We start from the raw sequence: 22,049 nt of genomic DNA on the forward strand, positions 1-22,049 counted from the left end.
CGACGAGGCCCGGCCCCCCTGACGGGAGCCGGGCCTCGTGGCGGTCTCGGCCGCGCTCGGCCGACGGCGACCTCAGTCGGCCGTCGCGCCCAGCGTGCCGGTGGACGGCAGGTCGCGCGGGCTGATGCCGGCGGGCGAGTCGAGCACGGCCGCCGCACCCACGGACACCGGGCCGCGCTCGTGCTCGGACTTCGGGACGCCACGGAACGTGAACTCCCCGAGGAGCCCCTCGCCCTCGGCGTCGATGAGGACGACCTCGCCGGCCTTGATCTCGCCGAACAGGATCTTCTCGGACAGCGCGTCCTCGATCTCCCGCTGGATCGCGCGGCGCAGCGGACGCGCACCGAGCACCGGGTCGTAGCCCTTCTCCGCAAGGAGGTTCTTCGCGGCCCGCGTGAGCTCGACGCCCATGTCCTTGTCGTGCAGACGACGGTCGAGCTTCGCGATCTCCAGGTCGACGATCTGCACGATCTCCGACTGCGTGAGCTGCGGGAACACGATGGTGTCGTCGACGCGGTTCAGGAACTCGGGGCGGAAGTGCTGCTTGAGCTCCTCGTTGACCCGGGCCTTCATGCGCTCGTAGCTCGTCGTGGTGTCGTTGCCGGAGTTGAAGCCGGTCTGGACGCCCTTGGCGATGTCTCGCGTGCCGAGGTTCGTCGTCATGATGATGACGGTGTTCTTGAAGTCGACGACGCGGCCCTGCGAGTCGGTCAGGCGACCGTCCTCGAGGATCTGCAGGAGCGAGTTGAAGATGTCCGGGTGCGCCTTCTCGACCTCGTCGAACAGGACGACGGAGAACGGACGACGCCGCACCTTCTCGGTGAGCTGACCGCCCTCGTCGTACCCGACGTAGCCGGGGGGCGAGCCGAACAGCCGCGACACGGTGTGCTTCTCCGAGAACTCGGACATGTCGAGCTGGATGAGCGAGTTCTCGTCGCCGAACAGGAACTCCGCGAGCGCCTTGGCGAGCTCGGTCTTCCCGACGCCGGTGGGGCCGGCGAAGATGAACGAGCCGCCGGGACGCTTCGGGTCCTTGAGGCCGGCGCGCGTGCGCCGGATGGCCTGGGACAGACCCTTGATGGCGATGTCCTGGCCGACGACGCGCTTGTGGAGCTCGTCCTCCATGTGGAGCAGGCGCGAGGACTCCTCCTCGGTGAGCTTGACGACCGGGATGCCGGTCGACATGGCGAGCACCTCGGCGATGAGCTCTTCGTCGACCTCGGCGATCGCGTCGAGGTCGCCCGACTTCCAGGCCTTCTCCTTGTCCTGGCGCTTGAGCGTGAGCTGCTTCTCGGTGTCGCGCAGGCGCGCGGCCTTCTCGAAGTCCTGCTCGTCGATCGCGGACTCCTTGTCGCGGCGCGCCGTGGCGATCTCGTCGTCCAGCTCGCGGAGCTCCGGCGGGGCCGTCATGCGGCGGATGCGCAGGCGCGCGCCCGCCTCGTCGACGAGGTCGATCGCCTTGTCCGGCAGGTACCGGTCGTTGACGTACCGGTCGGCGAGGGTCGCGGCGGCGACGAGCGCGCCGTCGGTGATGGTCACGCGGTGGTGCGCCTCGTAGGAGTCACGGAGGCCCTTGAGGATCTCGATGGCGTGCTGCAGGGAAGGCTCGGCGACCTGGATCGGCTGGAAGCGACGTTCCAGGGCCGGGTCCTTCTCGACGTACTTGCGGTACTCGTCGAGCGTGGTCGCGCCGATGGTCTGCAGCTCGCCGCGCGCGAGCATGGGCTTGAGGATCGACGCGGCGTCGATCGCGCCCTCGGCAGCGCCCGCACCGACGAGCGTGTGGATCTCGTCGATGAACAGGATGATGTCGCCGCGGGTCCGGATCTCCTTGAGGACCTTCTTGAGGCGCTCCTCGAAGTCGCCGCGGTAGCGCGACCCGGCGACGAGCGCGCCGAGGTCGAGCGTGTAGAGCTGCTTGTCCTTGAGCGTCTCGGGGACGTCCCCGCGGACGATGTCCTGGGCGAGCCCCTCGACGACGGCGGTCTTGCCGACGCCGGGCTCGCCGATGAGGACGGGGTTGTTCTTGGTGCGGCGGGACAGCACCTGCATGACCCGCTCGATCTCCTTCTCGCGCCCGATGACCGGGTCGAGCTTGCCGTCGCGGGCCGCCTGGGTGAGGTTGCGGCCGAACTGGTCGAGCACGGCGGAGCCGGAGGGCTGCCCCTCGGCGGGACCGCCGGCGGTGGCGGGCTCCTTGCCCTGGTAGCCGGACAGGAGCTGGATGACCTGCTGGCGCACGCGGTTGAGGTCGGCGCCCATCTTCGTCAGGACCTGTGCGGCGACACCCTCCCCCTCGCGGATGAGGCCGAGCAGGATGTGCTCGGTGCCGATGTAGTTGTGCCCGAGCTGCAGCGCCTCGCGGAGCGAGAGCTCCAGCACCTTCTTGGCGCGCGGCGTGAACGGGATGTGACCGGTCGGCGCCTGCTGGCCCTCGCCGATGATCTCGATGACCTGCGCGCGCACGCCGTCCAGCGAGATGTCGAGCGACTCCAGCGCCTTCGCGGCGACGCCCTCGCCCTCGTGGATGAGGCCGAGGAGGATGTGCTCGGTACCGATGTAGTTGTGGTTGAGCATCCGCGCCTCTTCTTGGGCGAGGACGACCACCCGGCGGGCCCGGTCGGTGAAACGTTCGAACATGTGCTGCTCCTCACGAGCGGCGTGCGCCTGCTCGGGGTTGCAGGCCTGACCGCATCGACTCTAACGGCGGGGCGGGCCCCGGTGTGCCCGTGTTCGCCAGCGGCGTGACGCGGTTTCCGGGAGGGCTCGCCGCGCGCGCCCCGGAGGGTCGCGGGACGATCGGGACGGGCCCGGTGCGCGCCTGCGCGGGAGGGCCGGCACGGCGGAGCGAGCGGCGGACGAGCGGCGGAGCGGGGTGGGCGAGCGGTGGGTGGTGGTCTCGTGGTGGGGGCGGACGGCTCCGCCTCGGGCGGCGCGGCGCTGCGCTGGGCGGTGCGCGAGGCGGTGGCACGCGGCGTCCCCCTGACCGTGGTGCACGCGTGGGTGCAGACGTGGAACGACCCGTCGCGCCACCTGCACGCCCAGGAGCCCGCGGCGGGCCACGCCGTGACCGTCGGGGAGGGCGACGACGTCGAGCCGCACCAGGCGGCCACCGGTCCGGCCGGTGCGGACGCGGAGTTCGCACGGCGGCTGGCGTTCGTCCGGTCGCTCGTCGAGGACGCGGTGGACGCCGTCGACGGGCTCGACGGGCTCGAGGTCGTCCCGCGCCAGGTGCACGGCTGGCCCGCGCCCGCGCTCCTGCAGGTGGCGCGCGAGACGGACGCGGCGATGGTCGTGGTCGGCCGGACGGGCGCGGGCCGGCTCGGCCGGCTGATCCTCGGCTCGGTGTCGGCGTCGGTGGTCCAGGACGCGACGCTCCCCGTGACGGTCGTGCCGGGCGACGGGGACGACCCCGCCGCGCCGCCGGCGGCACGGCGGGTGGTGGTCGGCGTGGACGGCTCGACCGCGTCCGTCGCCGCGCTGCGGGAGGGTGCGCGCGTCGTGGCGCACGCCGGCGGCGTGCTGGAGGCGGTCGTCTGCTGGCAGCTCACGACGACCGCCCGCCCGCCGGAGGGCCACGGCTGGGTGCCACCGGTGGACGACTTCGCGGACTGGGCCCGCACACGCCTGGAAGCCACGATCGCCCGGGCCGCGGACGAGGGTCCCGGCCTCGCCGTGCCCGCTGACGACGTGGTCCGCGAGGTGCGGCACGCCCGCCCGGCCGCAGGGCTCGCGGAGGTCTGCCGGGGCGCCGACCGGGTCGTCGTCGGCGACCGCGGGACCGGCGGCCTCGAACGGCTCGTGCTGGGCTCCGTGAGCCGGCAGCTCCTCGAGGCGGCACCGTGCCCGGTGACCGTCGTGCGCGCCTGACGCGACCCGTCGGGCACACCGACCGCACCACCGGATCACCCGGGTGAACCGGACCGTTCCCGGCCGCCCTCCAGCGCGCGGCCCTAGAGTGTCCGCCATGTCCTCCGACCCCTCCCTGCTGCCGGGGAGCCCGTCGCACGCCGCGCGGCGTCCGCCGCGGCGCCGCCGCTGGGTGCGCTGGGTCGTGCTGGGCGCGTTCGTGGTCGTCGTCGTGGCCGTCGCCGCCGCGGCGTGGACCGTCAAGGGCGCGCTGACGGCCCGGGACGCCCTCACCTCGGCCGTCGCGGACGTCCCGACGGTCGAGGACGCGCTGCTCGGCGGTGACACGCAGAGTGCGCGCGCCGCGCTCGCGCGGGTCCAGGACGACACCTCCCGGGCGCGCGCGGGCACCAGCGGCCCGGTGTGGGCGGTCGTGGGCGTGCTCCCGGGCGTCGGGCACGACGCCGCCGCGTTCCGCGACGCGACGCACGCCGTCGACGACCTCGCGCAGGACGTCCTGCCGCCGCTGGTCGACGCCGCCGACGAGGTGGACCTCGACGACGTGTCCCTGCAGGGGGGCCGTGTCGACCTGGCTCCGCTCGAGCGCGCGGCTCCGCAGGTCGCGTCGGCAGCGACCGCCCTCGACGACGTGCGGGCGACCCTGGACGGCATCGACACGTCGACGCTGCGTCCCGCGCTCGGCGACCCGGTCGCCACCCTGCAGGGCAAGGTCGCGTCGCTGGCCGTGACGGTGTCGACCGCGCACCGCACGACCGCGCTCCTCCCCGCGATGCTCGGGGCGGACGGGCCGCGGACCTACCTCCTCCTCTCCATGAACAACGCGGAGCTGCGCTCCGCAGGCGGCATCCCGGGCGCGATCACGGTGCTGCGGGCCGACGACGGCAAGGTCACGGTCGTCGGGGACGCCTCGTCCGGCGACCTCGGGCCGTACGCGAAGCCGGTCGCTGACCTCGAGCAGGGTTTCGCGGACCTCTACGGCGACCAGCCGACCCGGTACCCGCAGGACACCACGATGGTCCCGGACTTCCCGACGGCGGCCGGCCTGCTCGCGACGATGTGGAAGACGTCGGAGCACCAGGACGTCGACGGGGTCGTCGCGACGGACCCGGTGGCGCTGTCGTACCTGCTGGGCGCGACGGGCGGCGTCACGGCGGGGCCGGTCACCCTCACGTCCGACAACGCCGTGGACGTGCTGCTCTCGAAGGTCTACGCGGAGCTCGAGGACCCGGACGCCCAGGACGCGTTCTTCAACGAGGCGGCGCACGCCACGTTCGACCGGGTGCTGTCGGCCCGGACGTCCGCGCGGGACGTGCAGCGGGCGCTGACCCGGTCGGCCGACGAGCACCGCCTCCTCGTGTGGTCGCGGCACGCGGACGAGCAGTCGCTGCTGACCGAGACCGAGCTGTCGGGCGCGGCGACGTCGTCGACCCGCGGTGACCACGCGCTGGGCGTGTTCCTCGACGACGGCACGGGCGGCAAGATGGACTACTACCTCCGCACGAGCGCCCGGCTGGTCTCGAGCACGTGCACGAACGGCGCACGGACCGACACGGTGCGCGTCACGCTGCGCTCGACCGCGCCGAAGGACGCGCGGCGGTCGCTGCCGAGCTACGTGACGGGCGAGGCGTCGCGCACCGTGACTCCGGGCGTGATCCGGACGAACGTGGCCGTGTACACGCCGGTGGGCGCCCAGCTGCCGGTCCTCACCCGCGGCGACCGGTCGGTGGGGGCGAGCACGTTCGACGCGCTGGACCGCACCCTGACGCAGATCTCGATCGACCTGGCTCCCGGTGCGTCGAGCGTCACGGACGTCACGATGACGACGCCGGCGTCGGCGCTGCGGTCGGGTCCGCTCGAGCTGTGGACGACGCCGACGACGACCACCTCGGGGCTCGCGGCGCTCGACGTGGCGTCCTGCGGCTGAGACGCCCGTCAGGGGTCGTCGTCATCCCGCCAGGGACCGTTTTCATCACGAGGTGGTCTCGATCCCGAGGATCACCCCCGGTTCACCCCGTGGGACTGGTCCCGGAGGGCGCCGATCTCAGTAGGATGCGTGGTGCCTCGCGATGACGTATGTTTCGCCGTCCTCCGGGGGCAGCACCTGTCCGGACCGCACCCGCGGTCCGAGAGCCGTGGCCCGTGATGACGAGAAGAGTCCGTCGATGAAGTCAGCAACCACCTGGCGCCGGGGTGCGGTGGCCGCCGCACTGGCCCTGCCCCTCGCGTTCGCGTCGGCGGGTGCGGCGCTCGCCGCGGACCCTGCCGGCACCCCCACCGGCGGCTCGACCGGCTACCCGGCCGAGACGCCTCCGCCGCCGCCGAGCCTGGCCGTCAAGTCGCCCGTGTGCGACGGCAACGTCCCGTACCTGAGCTACGTCGTGGACGTCAGCAACGACCCGACGGCCACCTCCGTCGACCTCACGTGGACCAGCCTCGACGGCACCCACTCCGAGACGCAGACCGGTCTGCCGGTCTCCGGCAAGGTCCTCTGGCTGGGCGCCACGGAGTCCGGCGGCAAGCCGACGGGCTGGCCGGGCTGGGTCTTCAAGAACGGCACGTGGGAGGAGGGCGGCGAGTACACCTGGGTCCGTCCGACGGTCCGCGTGACGTTCACCGTCCACGACAGCGAGTACACGTCCACCCCGACCGCCACCGGCGCCGCGGCCTCCTCGGAAGCGGCGTTCAGCGACGGGGTGTACCGCTCCGGCACCGGGTCGACCGGTGACGCCGCGCTCCGCCTCCCGAGCGTGAACGTCGTCTCCGGCATCGTGAGCTACCCGCCGGCCACCACGGCCTGCGCCAACCCGACGCTCACCACGCCGTCCGGCTCGATGACCACGCCGGCCGGAGGCCAGACCACGCCCGGCCAGGTGCCGACGACCCCCGGCAAGAAGACCCTCGCGGAGACCGGCGCGGACGTCGCGCCGTTCGCCGGTGCAGCGGTGCTGCTCCTCGGCATCGGCGGGGTGCTCGTCCTGCTCGGACGCCGTCGCCGCAGCCACCTCCCGCACGGCAGCTGATCCGCGCCGGACGGCCCGCACGACGAAGGACCCCGGTCACCCTTGCGGGTGACCGGGGTCCTCGTGTGTCGGACGACGGTCCGGGCGGCTGTGTCAGCCGGCCCAGGTCGCCGCGGCCAGTCGCGCGTCCAGGCCGTCGAACGCCCACCGGTCCACCACGAGGACCGGGCCCTCCGGGCTGTTCGGGACGTACCACTGGATCTGCGTCGTCGTGAGCCCGACGTTGCCGTCGTCGTCCACGCAGGCGAGCACGATCTCGGACCGTGTCGCCTCCGAGCCAGCGACGACCGTCTTGGTCACCGTCGGCTCGTGGTCGCCGGAGACGGACGGGGTGAGCGCGTCCTTGCCGGGGCACTTCGTGCCCTTCGGCAGGTACGCCGTCGTCCCGTCGTCGCCGACCGCCTGGGTCACCGCGTCACCGGTGATGATGTCGAAGCCGGGGCACGGCTTGCCGTCCTCGCACCCGCGCGCGGTCACGTGGGTGATGCCGCCCTTCGGGGCCTTCGCGTACCAGTAGTCCGCCGCCATGATGTCGAGCGGTCCGATGGTGCGCTGCTCGCCCGACTCGGCGCCCCCGACGGGTGCCGTGGAGGTGGCCCCGGGCTGCGCGCTCGCGGCGTCGTCGGAACCCGACAGGAACGAGCAGCCCCCCAGCAGGGGCGCCGCGAGCAGCGCCCCTGCCGTGAGCAGACCGAGGGTCGTGCGGCGCATCAGCAGGCCCCGTTGTCGGTCCAGGGTCCGGTCGCGGCACCCGGGGCGTCGCCCTGGGTCCACCACTTCGCGGTCCACGTGTGGCCGTTGTAGGAGACCTTCTGGCCACCGGTGTAGACGGTGGTCGACGACCACGCGGTGGCCGTGCAGGTCCCCGTGCCGCCGCCCGACGTGGACGTCCCCGTGGACGTCGGGCTGGACGTGCTGCCCGTGCTCGGCTCGACGACCGTGACACCCCGCGGGTTGTCGTAGGTGGCCGCGTACGTCGTGCCGTTGATCGTCACGCGCAGGTTCGAGAGCTGCGCGATCGGGAGCTGCCAGGAGAACTTCGTCCACAGCGAGCCACCCGCGGCGATGCCGCCCGAGGGGACCTTCACGGTCGCGGTGTAGAAGTCGAACTTCAGGCCACCGACGTTGTTCGCCGGCTTCGTGTTCCCCGTCTGGGTCAGGCCCCAGCCGTTCTGCTCGCTCATGGCGCCCGTGTCGCTGGACGCGTAGTCGAACGTGATGGTCGAGCCCGCGGGGATCGCCGTCTTGCTGTTGTTCGTGAAGGTGACCTTGGGGTTGATCGGGTAGTTGTTGTCACCGAGCGCGAAGTCGGAGTACGACACGTCGAGCGCGATGGCCTGCGTCGGCATGGTCACGTCCGCCTTGGTGGCGCCGTAGGGCGCGGCCTTCGTGAACGCCGCGTGGATCTTGTCGACGAGCGTCGAGCCCATCTCGTACTGGCCCTTCGTGGCGTTGTACGAGTAGTCGCCCGCGAGCTCCCAGATCATGATGCCGCCGATGCCGTTGTCGGCCACGTACTGCGTCTTCGCCGCGATGGCGTCGTCCGCGTCGCCCGACAGGAACACCTTGGTCGTCGGGTTCCACCACCACTCGGTCTTCGAGACGGAGTCGAAGTTGTGCTGGTAGGTGCCGGTGATCGTCGTGGGGGTGCCGTACGACGCCGTGTAGTCGCCGACGACGCCCTTGGCGAGGTTCAGGACGTGCCAGATCGGGTTCGACCCGGCGGCCTCCTGGTTGCCGGACGAGTTGGTGTCGTGCCACAGGTTGTCGATGCCGTCCGCGCCGTTGCCGCAGGGCGTGGTGCCGCCGGCCTTCGAGCCGGTGCCGTCCGCGCACTTGGTCTGGTCGGGCAGTGCCGACGTCCCGTGCAGGCCGCTCGTGCCGCCCGAGACGTTCTTCCAGCCTCGCGTGTAGAACGGCACGCCGAGGTTGATCCGGCCGGCCGTCATGGCACCGCGGAAGTAGTGGTACGCCCAGTCGCCGTTGAGGTAGCCGATGCCCTTGTACGCCGTGTAGACGCCCGCCGCGGCGAGCTCCGCGTCCGCACCGTCGTCGAACAGGGGGGCGTTGCCGCCGACCTTGTCGTTCCAGGCGCCGTGCAGGTCGTACGACATCATGTTCGCGAAGTCGAGGTACTGGACCATCTGGCTGACCTCTTCGCCGCGCAGCAGCCAGCCGGAGGCCGGGACGGCCGCGGTGAGCTCGTAGTACTTGCCGTCGGCCGCGCTGGCCGCGTCGAGCTTCTGGCGCAGCGTCTTCATGAGGTTGAGGTAGTTCGCCCACAGGACGCCACGGCTGCCGTTCGACACCGAGAAGTCGAGCGGGTTGCCCGCGTTGTTGTTCGACGTCGGGTACTCGTAGTCGATGTCGACGCCGTCGAAGCCGTACTGGCGGATGAACGACACGGCCGAGTCGGCGAACGTGTTGATCGACGCCTGCGACTTGGTCATCGAGTAGAAGCCGCCCGACGCGACACGGGAGCCCGACGCGTCGAAGTAGCCGCCGGTCTCGGCCCAGCCGCCCACGGAGATGAGCGACTTCACGCCGGGGTGCTGCGCCTTGTACTTGTTGAGCAGGTTGAGCTCACCCGTGTACGAGTAGTCCTTGCTCATGTCGGCGCCCGCGACGCCCGGGAAGGTCATGTCGGTCGCGGCGTTGCCCTTGGCGTCCTGGTTGACGGACACCTTGCCGTTGCCGTCGATGTGGCCGAACGCGTAGTTGATGTGGCTGACCGAGTTCCACGGGATGTTGTTCGGCAGGTACGACGGCGTGCCGTCCGTGCCGGTGCGCCAGCTCGTGAAGTAGCCGATCACGCGACGCTGGAGGCTGTTCGGGAGCTTCTCGCGGCCGTTCGTGTCGTACACCGAGCAGTACGGGACCTTGACGCCCGGCGTCGTGTACAGGCCGTCGGGGCGGCACGCCTCGTCACCGGACGCGGTGGGGGTCGACGTCGCCGTCGGCGTCGCGGTCGCCGTGGGCGTCGCGGTCTTCGTCGGGGTGGCGGTGGCCGTCGGGGTGGCGGTGGCCGTCGGGGTGGCCGTCGGCGTCGCGGTCTTCGTCGGCGTGGCCGTCGGGGTCGACGTGGCCGTCGCGGTCGGCGTGCTCGTGCCGCAGGCACCCACGGACGCCCACACGCCCGAGGTGTTGGTGCTCGGGACCTCGTTCTGGGTCCACCACTTGGCCGTGTAGTTGACGCTCTGGTACGAGACGGCGGCACCGCCGCTGTAGGCGGTGGCGGCGTTCCAGGCGGTGCTGCACGCCGCGGCGGCCTGCGCGGTGGGGGCGAGTGCGGCGACACCGACGCCGGCGAGGCCGAGGGCCGTCGCCGACGCGGCGAGCGCTGCGACGATGCGGCGCGCTCCCGCTGCTCGGATGGGTGATGACATGGGTTGTGCTCCTCCGGGTGTGGGCGCCGCCAGGGCGACGCATCACTTGACGGTATTTTGTGAGGTTCGCTTCCGATATCGGGTGAAGCCACACTCCGACCCGGTCGTCCCCGGTCGTCGTACGGGTATCCCCTCATCGGGTCGCGATCCTCGGTCCCTCTCTTGCTGCCCCCTGCCCCCCTGCGCCCGCTGCGCTGCGGGCGCGCGCCCCGCCGTCCGGCGGCCGCGTCGGCTCAGTCCCCCGAGCCCGGACCTCCTCGGTGCGCGAGGACCGTCAGCTCGAGGCGCGACCGCACCCCGAGCTTGCGGAACACCCGGCCGAGATGGACCTCGACCGTGCGGACCGACACGAAGAGCGTCTCCGCGACCTCACGGTTGGACGCGCCCTCGACGACGAGCAGCGCGACGTCGAGCTCACGGTCGGTGAGGACGCCCGCCCAGCGCGTCCGCAGCCGGTCGGCGAGCTCGAGCACCGTGACCCCCGACGCCGGCTCCGCGGTGCCCCCCTGCGGGGCGTCGCCGCCGGAGCCGCGGCCGTCGACGGCCGCCAGGTCCGCGAGGACGACGTCCGACCACGCGGACGCCCCGGCCTCCCGGAACAGCTCGAGCGCCGAGAACAGGTGTCCGCCGCCCCCGAGCTCGTCGCCGAGACCCACGAGGGCGCGCCCCACGACGAGCTCGGTCCGGGCACGCTCGAACGCGGACGCGAGCGACCGGGAGACCATCGCCCCCCGCTCGGCCGCCGCCAGGACGGAGCCGGGCTCCGCGAGGAGGACGTCGAGGCGCGCCTCGGCCGCGACCCGCATCTCGCCCGGCAGGGCGGCGGCGCGGGCCCGGGCACGCGCCGCGGCCCGGGCGGCTGCATCGGGTCGCCCGGCGCGGCACCACACGGCGACCTCGTCGTCGGCGGGGAGGGGCAGGAGACGCGCGTCGTGCGGCAGCTCGCGCCCGTCGGACAGCTCCAGGAGGGTCGCCGCCTGCGCGGGCTCGTCGTCGAAGATCGCGAGCAGGGCCCGGTCCTCGAGCGCCGCGTGGCGCAGCGGCAGGCCCGGCTGCCCGGGCATGGTCTCCTCGAGCGCCGACGCGAGCCGACCGACCGAGCCGGTGACGAGGACGTCGAGCCGGCGCGCGAGCGCGACCCCGAGGCCGGCGAACGGCATCCCGACCGGGAGCCGGTACGCGGCCTCCGCGAGGTCCTGACGCGCCGTCGCGAGCTGCCCCGACCACACGTCGACGAGGACCTTCGCGACCCAGAGCTGCGCCTCCTCGAGCGGCGTCGCCGCGACGCAGTCACCGAGCACCCGGCCGGCCCCGTCGCTGAGCGGCGCGAGCTCCGACAGGGCGGACGCGAGCGCCGCCGACGCCGAGGCCAGGTTGCCGGCCTGCGCGGCGCGGATCGCCATCGCGGCCCGCGTGCCCGTCCGGCGGACGGTCCCGGGCGGCACCGCGCGGGGGGACGACGTCGTGACCCCGAAGACCTCGCAGACCACCCGCGTCTCCTCGAGCACGGCGCCCAGCCGGTCGGTGAAGCCGTCACCGAGCGCGTCGGCGAGACGCTCCGCGAGCGCGAGGGCCTCGCGGGCGGCCGTGCCGTCGCCCCGCTCGGCGTGCAGGGTCGCGGCGCGCGCCGCGCCCACGACGACGCCCGCGACCTGGTCGGGGTCGCCCGCCGCACGCCGCTCGGCCTTGTCGAGGACCTCGTCGGGCACCTGCCCGTCGGTCAGCGTGACGGCGGTGAGGAACGCGCCGATCCCGCGGCCGAGCACGCCGTCCTCGTGCGAGCGCATCCCGCCGCGCCCCCAGCCGGCGGCGTCGACCACGTAGCCGGCGTGCAGCGCGGCGCGCACCACGAGCTCGATCGCCGACTCGAGGTCGGGGCCCGAGCAGTGCGAGGCGGCCTCGCGAGCCACGTCGTAGGCGCCGTCCGCGTCTCCGTCGCGGAACATGCGTGCGGCGAGCGCGACGAGCGGTGCGCCGAGGGCGGGGTCGGTCTGGATGGTCGCGAGCGCGGCGTGCCAGGTCGCGGCGTCGCGCTCGCCGGTGGCGGCGTGCACGCGGGCCAGCGCGTGGTGCGCGGCGGACCGCTCGGAGAGCGACGCGTCGCTGTGCACGACGGCACGGACGCGGGGGTCGACGAACGCGAACCGGGACGCCGTGAGGTCGAGGTGGCGTGCGCACGGCCGCGTCAGGAGGTCGTCCCCGGTGATCCCGCACGCCGCGAGCAGCACGTCGGTGCGCCGGACCGACGCGAGCGCCGCGACGAGGAGGATGCCGCGGTCCGCGGCGCCGAGGTCGTCGAGAGGGCCGACCGCCCCGCGTGCCGCCGACGTGACGGGCAGCGGCTCGGGCAGGGCGGACCAGCCGGCGAGCTGGTCGCCGGTCAGCACCTGGGCGACCTGGGAGACGGCCGCCGCGTTGCCGCCGAGCGCGTCGACGAGCCGTGCGGCGACGTGCGGAGCGCAGGCGACGCCGACCTCGTTCCAGAGCAGGTCCAGCGCGTCGCCCCAGCCGAGCGCCGGGACGTCACGGACCTCGATCGGGTACGTGAGCCCGGGCACGTCGCGGGTGCCGCTGATGGTGCCGAGCAGGACGAGCCCGCGGGTACGGCGGCCGACCAGGCCGAGCAGCACGTCGATGCACGTCGGGTCGACGAGGTCGAGGTCGTCCGCGACGAGGACGACCGTCGTGTCGTCCTGCACGGCACCGAGGTAGTCGGCGAGCGCGACGACGACGCCGCCGGGGTCGGTCCCCTCGCGCACGAGCGTCTCGACGCTGCACATCCAGGCGGGGGCGTCGATCCCGGTCGCCTGCTGGACCTGCGTGACGATCGAGGTGACCGCCGCGCCCTGCTGCTTGACGCTGCCCGAGCGGAGGCGGACGACCACGAGCTCCTGCGTCGTGGGGCGCGACAGCAGGTGGTCGACGACGCGGTCCAGCGTGGCGCTCTTGCCCATGCCGGGCTCGGCGCGCCAGACGATCCCGCCGCGACGGTCGGCGACCAGCGCGGCGGCCCGCTCGAGCTCGACCGTCCGGGTCGAGTACGTGCCGGTGCGGCCGCGCCGATGGTCGCGCCGGCGCGGCGCGACCGTTCCCCCTGGACGGTTCGGGAACGTGACGATCACGAGGAACCCTCCTTCGCTGAACGGCATCGGTCAGTGTGGTGAATGTTAGCCGCCCTGCGATTCCCAGGAGAGCATGGAGGGGTTGCGATCGTGTTTCGGCTGACGCCCTGGAATGTTTCGGACTAAACGGACATCGGCGGGATTCTGCGGCTGAGAGCGCTACCGGGCGGTACGCCCACCCCGAAAAAACCCGAAAGAATCCTTCGAGCAGCCTGTCCGACATGTGGGACAGTCGTCCCGGACGAGTGCCCCGGACGACAGACACGGGTCGTACGGGGCCGCGCAGCAGGTCGGAGCACGCGCCGGGCCCACCCCGCCGAGCAGGCGGTCGTCGACCCCGGAACGGCGGTTCAGGGCGATGACCGCCACCTCGGCGGTGGGCAGGCGCCTGCTCGACACCGGGCGCAGCGCACCCGTCGCCGCGAGCGCACCGGTCAGACCTCGACGAGCACCGTGAAAGGGCCGTGGTTGACCGATGCGACGTCCATGTCGGCACCGAACCGGCCCGTCTCCACGACGACGCCGGCGGCCCGCAGCTCCGCCACCACGGCGTCGACGAGCGGCTCCGCGACCGCGCCGGGTGCGGCCGCCGACCACGACGGGCGCCGCCCCTTGCGCGTGTCGCCGTACAGCGTGAACTGGCTGACCACGAGGACCGGCGCCCCCGCGTCCAGGACGCTCACCTCACCCGGCAGGATGCGCAGCCCCGCGACCTTGCGGGCCAGCGCCAGCGCCCGCTCCGCCGTGTCGGCGTGCGTGACCCCGACGAGCGTGAGCAGACCCGGGCCGATCGCGCCGACGACCTCGCCGTCGACCGTGACGGAGGCCGAGCGGACCCGCTGCACCACTGCTCTCATCGGACGCTCACGCGGCGTCGCCGGGCAGCGCGCCCGGGGCGTCCGGCAGCGCCGCCTCGACCCGGCCCACGGGACGTCCCCCGCCCTCGACCGGCCACGCGGGCAGGACGCCGGCGACGTCCACCCCGAGCCGGTCGAGCACCGCCGTCGCGACCGCGGCGAGCGGCCGCTGGCCGCCGTCCGCGATCTTGAGCGCGAACGCCCGCCCGTCGGGCAGGGCGGCGGCCAGCACGCCGTCGGCACCGTCCTTGACGACCATGCCGGGCACGGCGTCCATGAGGAGCGTCGTCTCGCGACGGGTGCCCGCGACCATGTGCGGGTGCTGCGTCATCGCACGGGCGACGAGCGCCTCCGGGGCGAGCGGATCCCGCCCGGGAGCGGTGGCGATGCGCCGGAAGGCGCGCAGCAGCCCGGCGGTCGACGCCGAGAAGAGGGGCGCACCGCACCCGTCGACGGTCACGTGGGCGGCGCCGGTCTCCTCGGGCGGCGCGCCGGCCGCCTCGGCGTCCGGCGCCGTCAGCTCGCGGACCACGTCCCGCAGCGCGACCTGCAGCGGGTGGTCGACCGCGAGGTAGCCCGACGTCGGCCAGCCCGCGGCGACGCACGTCGCGAGCATCGCCGCGTGCTTGCCCGAGCAGTTCTGCGTCAGCCGCTCCGGCCCGTGGCCCGCCTGCTGCCACTCGCGGGCGATCTCGGGGTCCAGCGGGAGCGTGGGCTCGTTCGCGAGCGCGCGCTCGTCGAGGCCGTACGTGGAGAGGATCTCGAGCACGCCGTCACGGTGCGCCTCGTCCCCGCTGTGGCTCGCGCAGGCGAGCGCGAGCAGCCGGTCGGGCAGCGCGAGCCCGTGCCGGAGCATGGCGACGGCCTGGACCGGCTTGAGCGTGGACCGCGGCCACAGCGTCGCGGCCGGGTCGCCGACCTCGACGACCGTCCGGCCGTCGGCGTCCGCGGCGCGCAGGTGCCCCGCATGGACGGACTCGACGAGATCGCCCCGCCGCACGACCGCGAGGACGCCCGCGCCCCGGCCCGGCAGGCCGTACGAGGTGGTCGCGGCAGCAGGCACCGCGCTCACCAGCCGCCCGACGACGGACGCCGCCCCGGGCCACCGCCCTGACCGCCGCCCCGTCCCCCGCGCCGCGCCGAGTAGGGCTCGAGCCGCGGGCGCACGTCGGCGAGGTAGACGATCGCCGCGACCGCCACGATCAGCGACAGGAAGCCGGGGAACCCGACGATCCCGACGCCGGCCGCGGCGAGCAGGATGGCCAGCCAGATCGGCTTGCTGAGCTTGCGCTCGGACCGGAACGCGTGGGCCGGGCGGCGCAGCGCGTCGACGAACGCGTAGAGCTGGAGGGCGTACGACGCGAGCGTCAGCGTCAGCAGGATCCAGTACTGGACGGGGCCCACTCGTCTCCTTCGGTCGGGTCCTTCGGTCGGACGCAGGGTCGGGCTCGGCCTGACCTCACGGCTGGGCCCGCGGCCTGGCTCACTGTCTGGCGCTGCCCGGCTCGGAGTCGAGCCTACGTCGTGCGCGGGCGCCCGGGCTGGGCTGCGGCAGGCCGGGCACGCCGTGCTCGCCCGGCACCACCGTGAGGCCTTCGGCCGCAGCGGCGGCCGCGACGTGCTCGTCCCAGACGGCCATCACGACGTCGGGGGCCAGGACGAGCGCGGACGCGAGGTGGACGGCGTCCCCGCCGCGCAGCGGGTGCCGGCCGACGAGGTCCGCCGCGAGCGCGGTGACCGCCGCGAGCGGCTCGACCACGTACACGCCCGCCCACAGGGACTCCCACAGCTGCAGCGCGGCCGCGTGCTCGGACGGGTCGAGGAGGCCGCGGCGCACGCCGGCGGCCAGGACGGCACGCAGCTCGACGTCGCTGAGGCGGCTGGTCGCGACGAGCGGGGCGCGGTTCCAGAGCTCGACGGCGAGCTCGCTGCCGTGCTCGCGCCGGACGAGCCGCACCAGCGCGGTCGTGTCGAGGTAGACGGTGGTCACGGCGGGGCCCGTCAGCGGCGCAGGCGGCGGACGAGCCCGGACACGGCGTTCTGCCCGCGCGCGGGGTGCTCGCCGTCGGGGGTGGTCGCGACCGGGCGCTCGTGCTCGGGCGCGGTGAGCAGCCCGTCGCGGAGCAGCCCGGCGACGAGGTCGGCGCCGTCGAGCCCGGAGAGGCGGGCGACCGGGATGCCGCGGTCGGTGACCACGACCTCTTCGCCCGTCCGGGCCCGGTCGATCCAGGTCTTGAGCTCGGCGCGCAGGGCGCTCACGGAGACCTCCATGCCCGGACCGTACACCTGACCCGATGCGGACTGTACGTCGACCCGCCGCGTGCAGGCGGCGGGACCGTGCGCACCGCCGTCCGCCCGGGAGGCAGCCGGCTCAGAGGTCGGGGAGCGCGTCCCGGGCCGCGCCGGGCTCGACGCCCGCGGCCTCGAGCGCGTCGACGACCGCGGACCGCACCAGGAGGACGAGCGCCTGCACCTCCCAGTCGTCGGCCGCGACGGTGCGCGGCTCGAGCCGGCCCGCGAGCGTCAGCAGCTCGTCCCGCGCGCGCACGGGGTCGGTGCCCTGCGAGAGCGCGGTCCCCAGGTCGCGCACCGCGACCGCGAACAGCCCGACGAGCTCGCCCAGCACCGCCGTCTCGCGGTCCGGACCCGTCAGCGTGACCGCACGCCGCGACAGCACGCGCACGGTCCGGATGACCCGGTCCACCAGCACGACGCGCTGTCCCGCGAGCTCGACCTCCGCGAGGTGCCGCCGGGCGCGCGCGTTGACGCGCGCGACGTCGCGCGCCGAGGCCGCGGCGTCGCGCCACTCCACGAGCGACGGCTCGCTCGCCCGACCACGGGCGAGCGCGGCCCGCGCCAGGTCGGTGTCACGCTCCTGGAGCGACCGGGCGAGCAGGTCGAGCGTCTCGCGGAGCTCCTCGACGGCCTCCTGAGCGAGCGCGGACAGGCGCCGGCGCGGGTCGTTGGGCGAGAACGCCGCGACGGCGAGCGCGACCCCGCCGCCCACCAGGGCGTCGACGAACCGGCTCGCGGGAGCGCCGGGCGTCGGCGGCAGCAGCACGATGACGACGGCCTGCACGCCCGCCTGCGTGGTGAGCAGCGGACCCCGGTCGATGAAGCGCGCGAGCAGCGCCGACACGGCGAGCACGAGCGCGACCTGCCACGCCCCCGACCCGATGACGTGCGTGACGGCGTCGCCGAGCCCCACCCCGATCGCGACGCCGATGGCGAGCTCGAGGACCTTGCGCGGCTGCCGGTCGCGGGTGAACCCCAGGCAGACCCACGCCGCGACGGGCGCGAAGAACGGGTACGGGTGACCCAGCGGCCAGTGCGCGATCGAGTAGGCGACGCCCGCGGCCACCGACGCGACGAGGACGGGGACCAGCGCGACCTTGACGCGTCCCGCGCCCTGCCGCAGCCGGGCGCGACCGACCAGCAGGCGCAGGTTCCGCCAGGTCGCCGCAGCCGACGGTGACCGTCCACCGGGCGCGGGGGGCTGCGGCGACGTCGCCGGACCTCGCCCGGGCGGGACCGTCACCCCGGCGCCCCGGTCAGACCAGGCCCGTGCGCGTGCCCAGCCCGCGCGTGAGGGGGCCGCGCGCCTCGGGCCGGTCGACCGACGTGCCCTCGCCGGGCACGACGACCTCCTGTCCCGCCGAGACGGCCCCGCCGTCACAGTCGACCAGCAGCTCGCCGTCCGTCGCCGAGCGCTTGAGGACGACGAGCGCGACCGGCCCGAGCTCGTGGTGCCGCGCGACGCTCGTCACGCGGCCGACGGGCCGGCCCTCGGGCAGCGCGCCCGGGCCGCCCGGCCAGACGTCGGCGCCGGCGGCGGGCAGCAGGTGCCCCGACCCGTCGAGGTGCGCCATCGCGAGCCGGCGCGGCGGCCGACCCAGGTTGTGCACGCGCGCGACCGTCTCCTGGCCGCGGTAGCAGCCCTTGTGCAGGTGGACGGCAGTGCGCAGCCAGTCGAGCTCGTGCGGGATCGTGCGGTCGTCGACCTCGGTCGCGAGCCGGGGGCGCCACGCGGCGACACGCGCGGCCTCGGTCGCCCACGTGCCCACGAGCCGCCAGCCTGCAGCCTCGCGCGCCGCGACCGCGGTCGCCAGCTCGCCACGCGGCACGAGGACGAGGCGCCACGGACGGTCACGGCCCGGGTGGTCGTCGTCCGCCGGCCCGTAGCGCGTGCCGCCGGGAGCCGTGCGGGGCCAGGGGTCGCGCCACGTCACGGGCTCGTCCGCGGTGCCCTCGGCGTCCACGGGCTCGCCGATCGCGGCGACCTCGGCGGTCGCGTCCGTGATCTCGACCCGCAGCGAGAACTTCATGCGGTCGAGCCATGCCGCGAGCGGCGCGGCGTGCGACGCCTCGGTCACGAGCCACACCCCCTCGCCGTCGTCGACGACTCCCGCGCTGTGCTCGACGTGCCCGTGCGGGTCGAGGACGAGCAGCTCGGTCGACGTGCGGGGGGCGAGGCCCGCGAGGTCCTGCGACGTGATCGAGTGCAGCCACGTCAGCCGATCAGGCCCGGTGACGCGCACGACGCCCAGGTGCGAGAGGTCCGCGACGGCGCCGTGGCGCTCGAGCGCACGCTGCTCGGCCGTCGGGTCGCCGTAGTGCCACGCGACGCCCGCGTCGGGACCCGCGCCGGCCACGGCGCCGGACCGGTCGAGCAAGGGGCTGCGGTACGTCGGCTGGTCGGCGGTCTGGTCCGTCACGGGCTCAGCCGTCCTGCCGGACGAGCCGCGCGGACGCGTAGTTCTGCAGCGGGTTGCCGAACGCGGCGAGCTCCCAGACCCACATGAGATCGCCCTCGACGAGGCCGTAGAGACGCTTGGACGCCGTCACCTCGGCGGCCGACGACGTCCGCGCGATGAGGTCGTGCACCAGGTCGATGCGCCCGTTGCCGATCGCGCCCACGTAGAGCGTGAGCCAGCCCGCCGGGTCCGCGAGAAGCACCTCGAGCGGGTGCTGGTGCTCGGCCAGGTCGTCCGGACGCTCCGGCGGGACCCGCCAGAAACCCGTCTCGGTCTCCCACACCGGCAGGCCGGAGGACGCGTCGCGGGGCGCGGTCGCCGGGGCGGCGTCGTCGACGTCGGTCGTCTCGGCGGACCAGTCGTCGGGCACCGTGCCCGGCACGGCCGCCTCGACGATCCGCAACGTGGACTCGTACCGCAGGTACGGGCCGCCGTCGTGGTCGAAGACGACCTCCTGCACGAAGGCCACCTCGTCGATCCCGGGGTACTCGATGACGCCCTCACCGCGCCACCGACCCACGAGCCAGGCGAGCGGGTAGACCTCCGGCGCGAGGCCGTCCGGAACCGTGAACGACATCAGCGCTGGCCGGAGTACAGCCGGTAGACGGCGTAGCCCGCGAACCACACGATGACGAGGGACGTCACCGACAGCAGGGTGACGAAGAAGATCTCGGTGCCGGTCATGAGGCGATCCTACGTCGCGACGCGCCCGCCGCGACGCTCCTGCGGCGTCGGCGGATACGCTCGAGGACGTGATCCCCGACACTCTCCCCGACGTCTCCGCCGGACCGGCGGCCGCACCGGTCCCCGCGCGCAGGACGCTCGTCGTGAAGACGACGAGCGGGACGGACCGCCCCGAGGCGGCCAACCAGGCGTTCACCGTCGCCGCGGCCGCCGTCGCCGCGGGCGTCGAGGTGAGCCTCTGGCTCACCGGCGAGGCCGCGTGGTTCGGCGTGCCCGACCGCGCCGCCGAGCTCGTGCTCGAGCACGCCGCTCCCCTGCCCGACCTGCTCGAGGCGGTGCTCGCGGCCGGGAGCGTGACCGTGTGCACGCAGTGCGCGGCCCGCCGTGGGATCTCGCCGGACGACGTGCTGCCCGGCGTCCGGATCGCGGGCGCGGCGGTGTTCGTCGAGGAGGCGCTCGCCCCCGGCGCGCAGGCGCTCGTGTACTGACGGGTCCGTCCGCACGGGCCCGTTCGTCAGCGCGGCGGCAGCGTGAGGATCTCGGCGCCGTCCTCGGTGATCGCGACCGTGTGCTCGGTGTGCGCCGTCCGGCAGCCCGTCGCGCTGCGCAGGGTCCACCCGTCGTCGTCCGTGACGAGCTCGTCGGTGTCGACCATGACCCACGGCTCGAGCGCGAGCAGCAGGCCCGGCCGCAGCGCGAAGCCCCGGCCGGGTCGCCCGGCGTTGGGGACGTGCGGCTCCTGGTGCATCGTCGTCCCGATGCCGTGCCCGCCGAAGTCCGTGTTGACGGGGTAGCCGGCCGCGTCGAGGACCGTCCCGATCGCGTGGGACAGGTCGCCGGTGCGCGCGCCCGGGCGGGCGGCGTCGATGCCCGCCGCGAGGGCGCGGCGGGTCGCCTCGATGAGGGCGTCGCTCTCGTCGTCGGACGACCCCACCACGAAGCTGATCGCCGCGTCGGACGCGATCCCGTGCAGCGACACCGCGAGGTCGAGCGTGAGCAGATCGCCGTCAGCGAGGGCGTAGTCGTGCGGCAGGCCGTGCAGGACGGCGTCGTTCACCGACGTGCACACGTAGTGGGCGAAGGGGCCGCGGCCGAAGGACGGCGCGTAGTCGACGTAGCAGGACTGCGCGCCGGCGCCGTCGATCATCTCGTGCGTCCAGCGGTCGAGGTCGAGCAGGTTCGTGCCGACGGTCGCGCGGGTGCGGAGCGACTCGAGGATGCTGCCGACGAGCGCGCCCGTCTCGCGGGCCCGGGCGATCTCGCGGGGACTGAGGATCTCGATCATGGGGGCGCCCTTCTCACGGCCGGCACGGGTCGTGCCCACCGTATCGGGCGGCGGCCGTCGGGGTGCGGCGGCCGGTGGTGCGCCGGTCAGCGCGCCGGGCGCACCCGCCGCAGGAGCACGTACAGCTCGCACCCGAGGCACAGCCCGAAGACGGCGTTGAGCAGCGCCGCGACCAGCGCCACCGCGGCCGCCACCGCGACGGCGACCGCGACCCCTGCGAACCCGAGGACGACACCGACACCGGTGACGACCAGGCCGACGACCTGCGCGAAGCGCGGCGGGCGCGGGTCCTCGAGCTCCTCGGGCGGGGCGAGCCGCGGCCGGACGAGGCGCCGGAAGAGCACGCTCTGCCAGGTGTGCTGGACGCCGCGCGCCACGCCCAGCGCGAACGACAGCGCGACGAGCAGGAGCAGCCACAGGGCGGCCGGGGTCCCGGCGAGCAGGAGGACGACGGCCAGCAGGACCGCGGTGATCCCGGCGGTGAAGCGGGGCCCGCGGGGGTCGATCCCGGGCCGGGTGCCGGGCTGTGCGGCGCCGGAGGCCGGTGCGGTGTCGGTCACGGGGTCTCCCGGTCTCGTGGGGCGGTCGTCGGGGCGGTCGTCGGGGCAGGGTCAGACGGGGACGAGGTCGAGCGCCTCGCGCGCCTGGCGCGGCTGGACGGCACCGGTCATCCGGGCCACCTCGTGCCCGTGCGCGTCGAGCACCACGACGGTGGGTGCGCGCAGCACGGACAGCTGGCGGACGAGCACGGGGTACCGGTCGACGTCGAGCTCGACGTGCCCGACGCCGGGGGTGTCGGCGCGGACCGCGTCGAGGGTCCGTGACGTCGTGCGGCACGGGCCGCAGAACTCGGCCGAGAACTGCACGAAGGTGGCGCGGGGGGCGAGGTCGACGCCGGCGTCGGCCCACCGTGGACCCTTGTCGCGGTGCCCCGTGTCCCCCGCGCGCCCGGTGCGGCCCGCGTCGGGCTTGGCCGACTGGCGCACACGCCCCTGGCGCGAGCGCCACCAGGCACCGGCGACGAGGGTGAGCGCGACGATCGCGACGACGAGGAGGACACGGACCACGGGA

The 22,049-nt window shown here is 74.4% G+C and carries 19 protein-coding genes; 4 read left to right on the plus strand and 15 right to left on the minus strand.

The features are described 5' to 3' along the window. Positions 1 to 72: 72 nt before the first annotated feature. On the minus strand, positions 73 to 2,640 hold the full coding sequence (locus CLV34_RS04605) for an ATP-dependent Clp protease ATP-binding subunit (RefSeq protein ID WP_100348999.1): 2,568 nt from the start codon (positions 2,638 to 2,640) through the stop codon (positions 73 to 75). 246 nt (positions 2,641 to 2,886) lie between these two features. Here CLV34_RS04605 and CLV34_RS04610 point away from each other — a divergent pair, with 246 nt between their 5' ends. The 3 genes from CLV34_RS04610 to CLV34_RS04620 all read left to right on the plus strand — a co-directional run bounded on the left by CLV34_RS04610 (position 2,887) and on the right by CLV34_RS04620 (position 6,890). Then, positions 2,887 to 3,870, plus strand: coding sequence for a universal stress protein (locus CLV34_RS04610; RefSeq protein WP_100349000.1), 984 nt, complete (start codon positions 2,887 to 2,889; stop codon positions 3,868 to 3,870). Between the two features lie 97 nt (positions 3,871 to 3,967). Continuing rightward, positions 3,968 to 5,794: a DUF4012 domain-containing protein gene (locus tag CLV34_RS04615; protein WP_157803694.1), complete on the plus strand. Its 1,827-nt coding sequence runs from the start codon at positions 3,968 to 3,970 to the stop codon at positions 5,792 to 5,794. 238 nt (positions 5,795 to 6,032) lie between these two features. Continuing rightward, positions 6,033 to 6,890, plus strand: a complete 858-nt coding sequence (locus CLV34_RS04620) for a hypothetical protein (RefSeq protein WP_157803695.1) — start codon at positions 6,033 to 6,035, stop codon at positions 6,888 to 6,890. 93 nt (positions 6,891 to 6,983) lie between these two features. Here the strand turns inward: CLV34_RS04620 and CLV34_RS04625 are convergent, their stop codons facing one another. The 11 genes from CLV34_RS04625 to CLV34_RS04675 form a co-directional block, all read right to left on the minus strand. Further along, positions 6,984 to 7,601 (minus strand): hypothetical protein, encoded by a 618-nt coding sequence (locus CLV34_RS04625; RefSeq protein ID WP_100349003.1) that lies wholly within the window; start codon positions 7,599 to 7,601, stop codon positions 6,984 to 6,986. Next, positions 7,601 to 10,276: a glycosyl hydrolase family 18 protein gene (locus CLV34_RS04630; RefSeq protein WP_100349004.1), complete on the minus strand. Its 2,676-nt coding sequence runs from the start codon at positions 10,274 to 10,276 to the stop codon at positions 7,601 to 7,603. Before CLV34_RS04630 ends, CLV34_RS04625 begins: the two co-directional genes overlap by 1 nt. Before the next feature lie 233 nt (positions 10,277 to 10,509). After that, the gene (locus CLV34_RS04635) at positions 10,510 to 13,425 is read right to left on the minus strand and encodes a response regulator transcription factor (RefSeq protein WP_100349005.1); all 2,916 of its coding nucleotides are present in this window, start codon (positions 13,423 to 13,425) and stop codon (positions 10,510 to 10,512) included. A 407-nt stretch (positions 13,426 to 13,832) separates the two neighbouring features. Continuing rightward, positions 13,833 to 14,255 (minus strand): D-aminoacyl-tRNA deacylase, encoded by a 423-nt coding sequence (gene dtd, locus CLV34_RS04640; RefSeq protein ID WP_100349006.1) that lies wholly within the window; start codon positions 14,253 to 14,255, stop codon positions 13,833 to 13,835. A 7-nt stretch (positions 14,256 to 14,262) separates the two neighbouring features. Continuing rightward, the gene (locus tag CLV34_RS04645) at positions 14,263 to 15,327 is read right to left on the minus strand and encodes an asparaginase (RefSeq protein WP_342747198.1); all 1,065 of its coding nucleotides are present in this window, start codon (positions 15,325 to 15,327) and stop codon (positions 14,263 to 14,265) included. Then, the gene (locus tag CLV34_RS04650) at positions 15,324 to 15,659 is read right to left on the minus strand and encodes a DUF2516 family protein (protein WP_100349007.1); all 336 of its coding nucleotides are present in this window, start codon (positions 15,657 to 15,659) and stop codon (positions 15,324 to 15,326) included. The genes CLV34_RS04645 and CLV34_RS04650 overlap by 4 nt, the downstream gene beginning before the upstream one ends. Before the next feature lie 79 nt (positions 15,660 to 15,738). Further along, entirely contained in the window at positions 15,739 to 16,245 is a 507-nt protein-coding gene (locus tag CLV34_RS04655) for a type II toxin-antitoxin system VapC family toxin (RefSeq protein ID WP_100349008.1), read from the minus strand. A gap of 11 nt (positions 16,246 to 16,256) precedes the next feature. Continuing rightward, entirely contained in the window at positions 16,257 to 16,526 is a 270-nt protein-coding gene (locus CLV34_RS04660; protein ID WP_100349226.1) for a type II toxin-antitoxin system Phd/YefM family antitoxin, read from the minus strand. A gap of 100 nt (positions 16,527 to 16,626) precedes the next feature. Further along, a complete protein-coding gene (locus CLV34_RS04665; protein WP_100349009.1) occupies positions 16,627 to 17,793 on the minus strand; it encodes an FUSC family protein in 1,167 nt (388 codons plus the stop codon). Positions 17,794 to 17,806: 13 nt separating this feature from the next. After that, positions 17,807 to 18,970, minus strand: coding sequence for a CAF17-like 4Fe-4S cluster assembly/insertion protein YgfZ (gene ygfZ / locus CLV34_RS04670; protein WP_245858971.1), 1,164 nt, complete (start codon positions 18,968 to 18,970; stop codon positions 17,807 to 17,809). Positions 18,971 to 18,974: 4 nt separating this feature from the next. Next, the gene (locus tag CLV34_RS04675) at positions 18,975 to 19,586 is read right to left on the minus strand and encodes a heme-binding beta-barrel domain-containing protein (RefSeq protein WP_100349010.1); all 612 of its coding nucleotides are present in this window, start codon (positions 19,584 to 19,586) and stop codon (positions 18,975 to 18,977) included. Between the two features lie 178 nt (positions 19,587 to 19,764). On the opposite strand from CLV34_RS04675, the gene CLV34_RS04680 reads away from it, so the two are divergent. Further along, positions 19,765 to 20,181 (plus strand): DsrE family protein, encoded by a 417-nt coding sequence (locus CLV34_RS04680; protein WP_100349228.1) that lies wholly within the window; start codon positions 19,765 to 19,767, stop codon positions 20,179 to 20,181. A 26-nt stretch (positions 20,182 to 20,207) separates the two neighbouring features. On the opposite strand, the gene map is transcribed toward CLV34_RS04680, so the two are convergent. From map to CLV34_RS04695, 3 genes are all read right to left on the minus strand, one after another. Beyond that, positions 20,208 to 20,978: a type I methionyl aminopeptidase gene (map, locus tag CLV34_RS04685; protein ID WP_100349229.1), complete on the minus strand. Its 771-nt coding sequence runs from the start codon at positions 20,976 to 20,978 to the stop codon at positions 20,208 to 20,210. A gap of 86 nt (positions 20,979 to 21,064) precedes the next feature. Beyond that, complete coding sequence (locus tag CLV34_RS04690; protein ID WP_100349011.1) at positions 21,065 to 21,538, minus strand: DUF4395 family protein; 474 nt, start codon at positions 21,536 to 21,538, stop codon at positions 21,065 to 21,067. A gap of 51 nt (positions 21,539 to 21,589) precedes the next feature. Then, on the minus strand, positions 21,590 to 22,045 hold the full coding sequence (locus CLV34_RS04695) for a thioredoxin family protein (protein ID WP_100349012.1): 456 nt from the start codon (positions 22,043 to 22,045) through the stop codon (positions 21,590 to 21,592). Positions 22,046 to 22,049 lie beyond the last annotated feature (4 nt).

It is taken from the genome of Luteimicrobium subarcticum (genome assembly GCF_002798015.1).
Classification (GTDB): Bacteria; Actinomycetota; Actinomycetes; order Actinomycetales; family Cellulomonadaceae; genus Luteimicrobium; species Luteimicrobium subarcticum.

Coding starts and splice junctions, on each gene's coding strand:
- CLV34_RS04605 (WP_100348999.1), bottom strand. CDS start 2,640: ATGTTCGAACGTTTCACCGACCGGGCCCGCCGGGTGGTCGTCCTCGCC.
- CLV34_RS04615 (WP_157803694.1), top strand. CDS start 3,968: ATGTCCTCCGACCCCTCCCTGCTGCCGGGGAGCCCGTCGCACGCCGCG.
- CLV34_RS04620 (WP_157803695.1), top strand. CDS start 6,033: ATGAAGTCAGCAACCACCTGGCGCCGGGGTGCGGTGGCCGCCGCACTG.
- CLV34_RS04625 (WP_100349003.1), bottom strand. CDS start 7,601: ATGCGCCGCACGACCCTCGGTCTGCTCACGGCAGGGGCGCTGCTCGCG.
- CLV34_RS04630 (WP_100349004.1), bottom strand. CDS start 10,276: ATGTCATCACCCATCCGAGCAGCGGGAGCGCGCCGCATCGTCGCAGCG.
- CLV34_RS04635 (WP_100349005.1), bottom strand. CDS start 13,425: ATGCCGTTCAGCGAAGGAGGGTTCCTCGTGATCGTCACGTTCCCGAAC.
- dtd (WP_100349006.1), bottom strand. CDS start 14,255: ATGAGAGCAGTGGTGCAGCGGGTCCGCTCGGCCTCCGTCACGGTCGAC.
- CLV34_RS04660 (WP_100349226.1), bottom strand. CDS start 16,526: ATGGAGGTCTCCGTGAGCGCCCTGCGCGCCGAGCTCAAGACCTGGATC.
- CLV34_RS04675 (WP_100349010.1), bottom strand. CDS start 19,586: ATGTCGTTCACGGTTCCGGACGGCCTCGCGCCGGAGGTCTACCCGCTC.
- map (WP_100349229.1), bottom strand. CDS start 20,978: ATGATCGAGATCCTCAGTCCCCGCGAGATCGCCCGGGCCCGCGAGACG.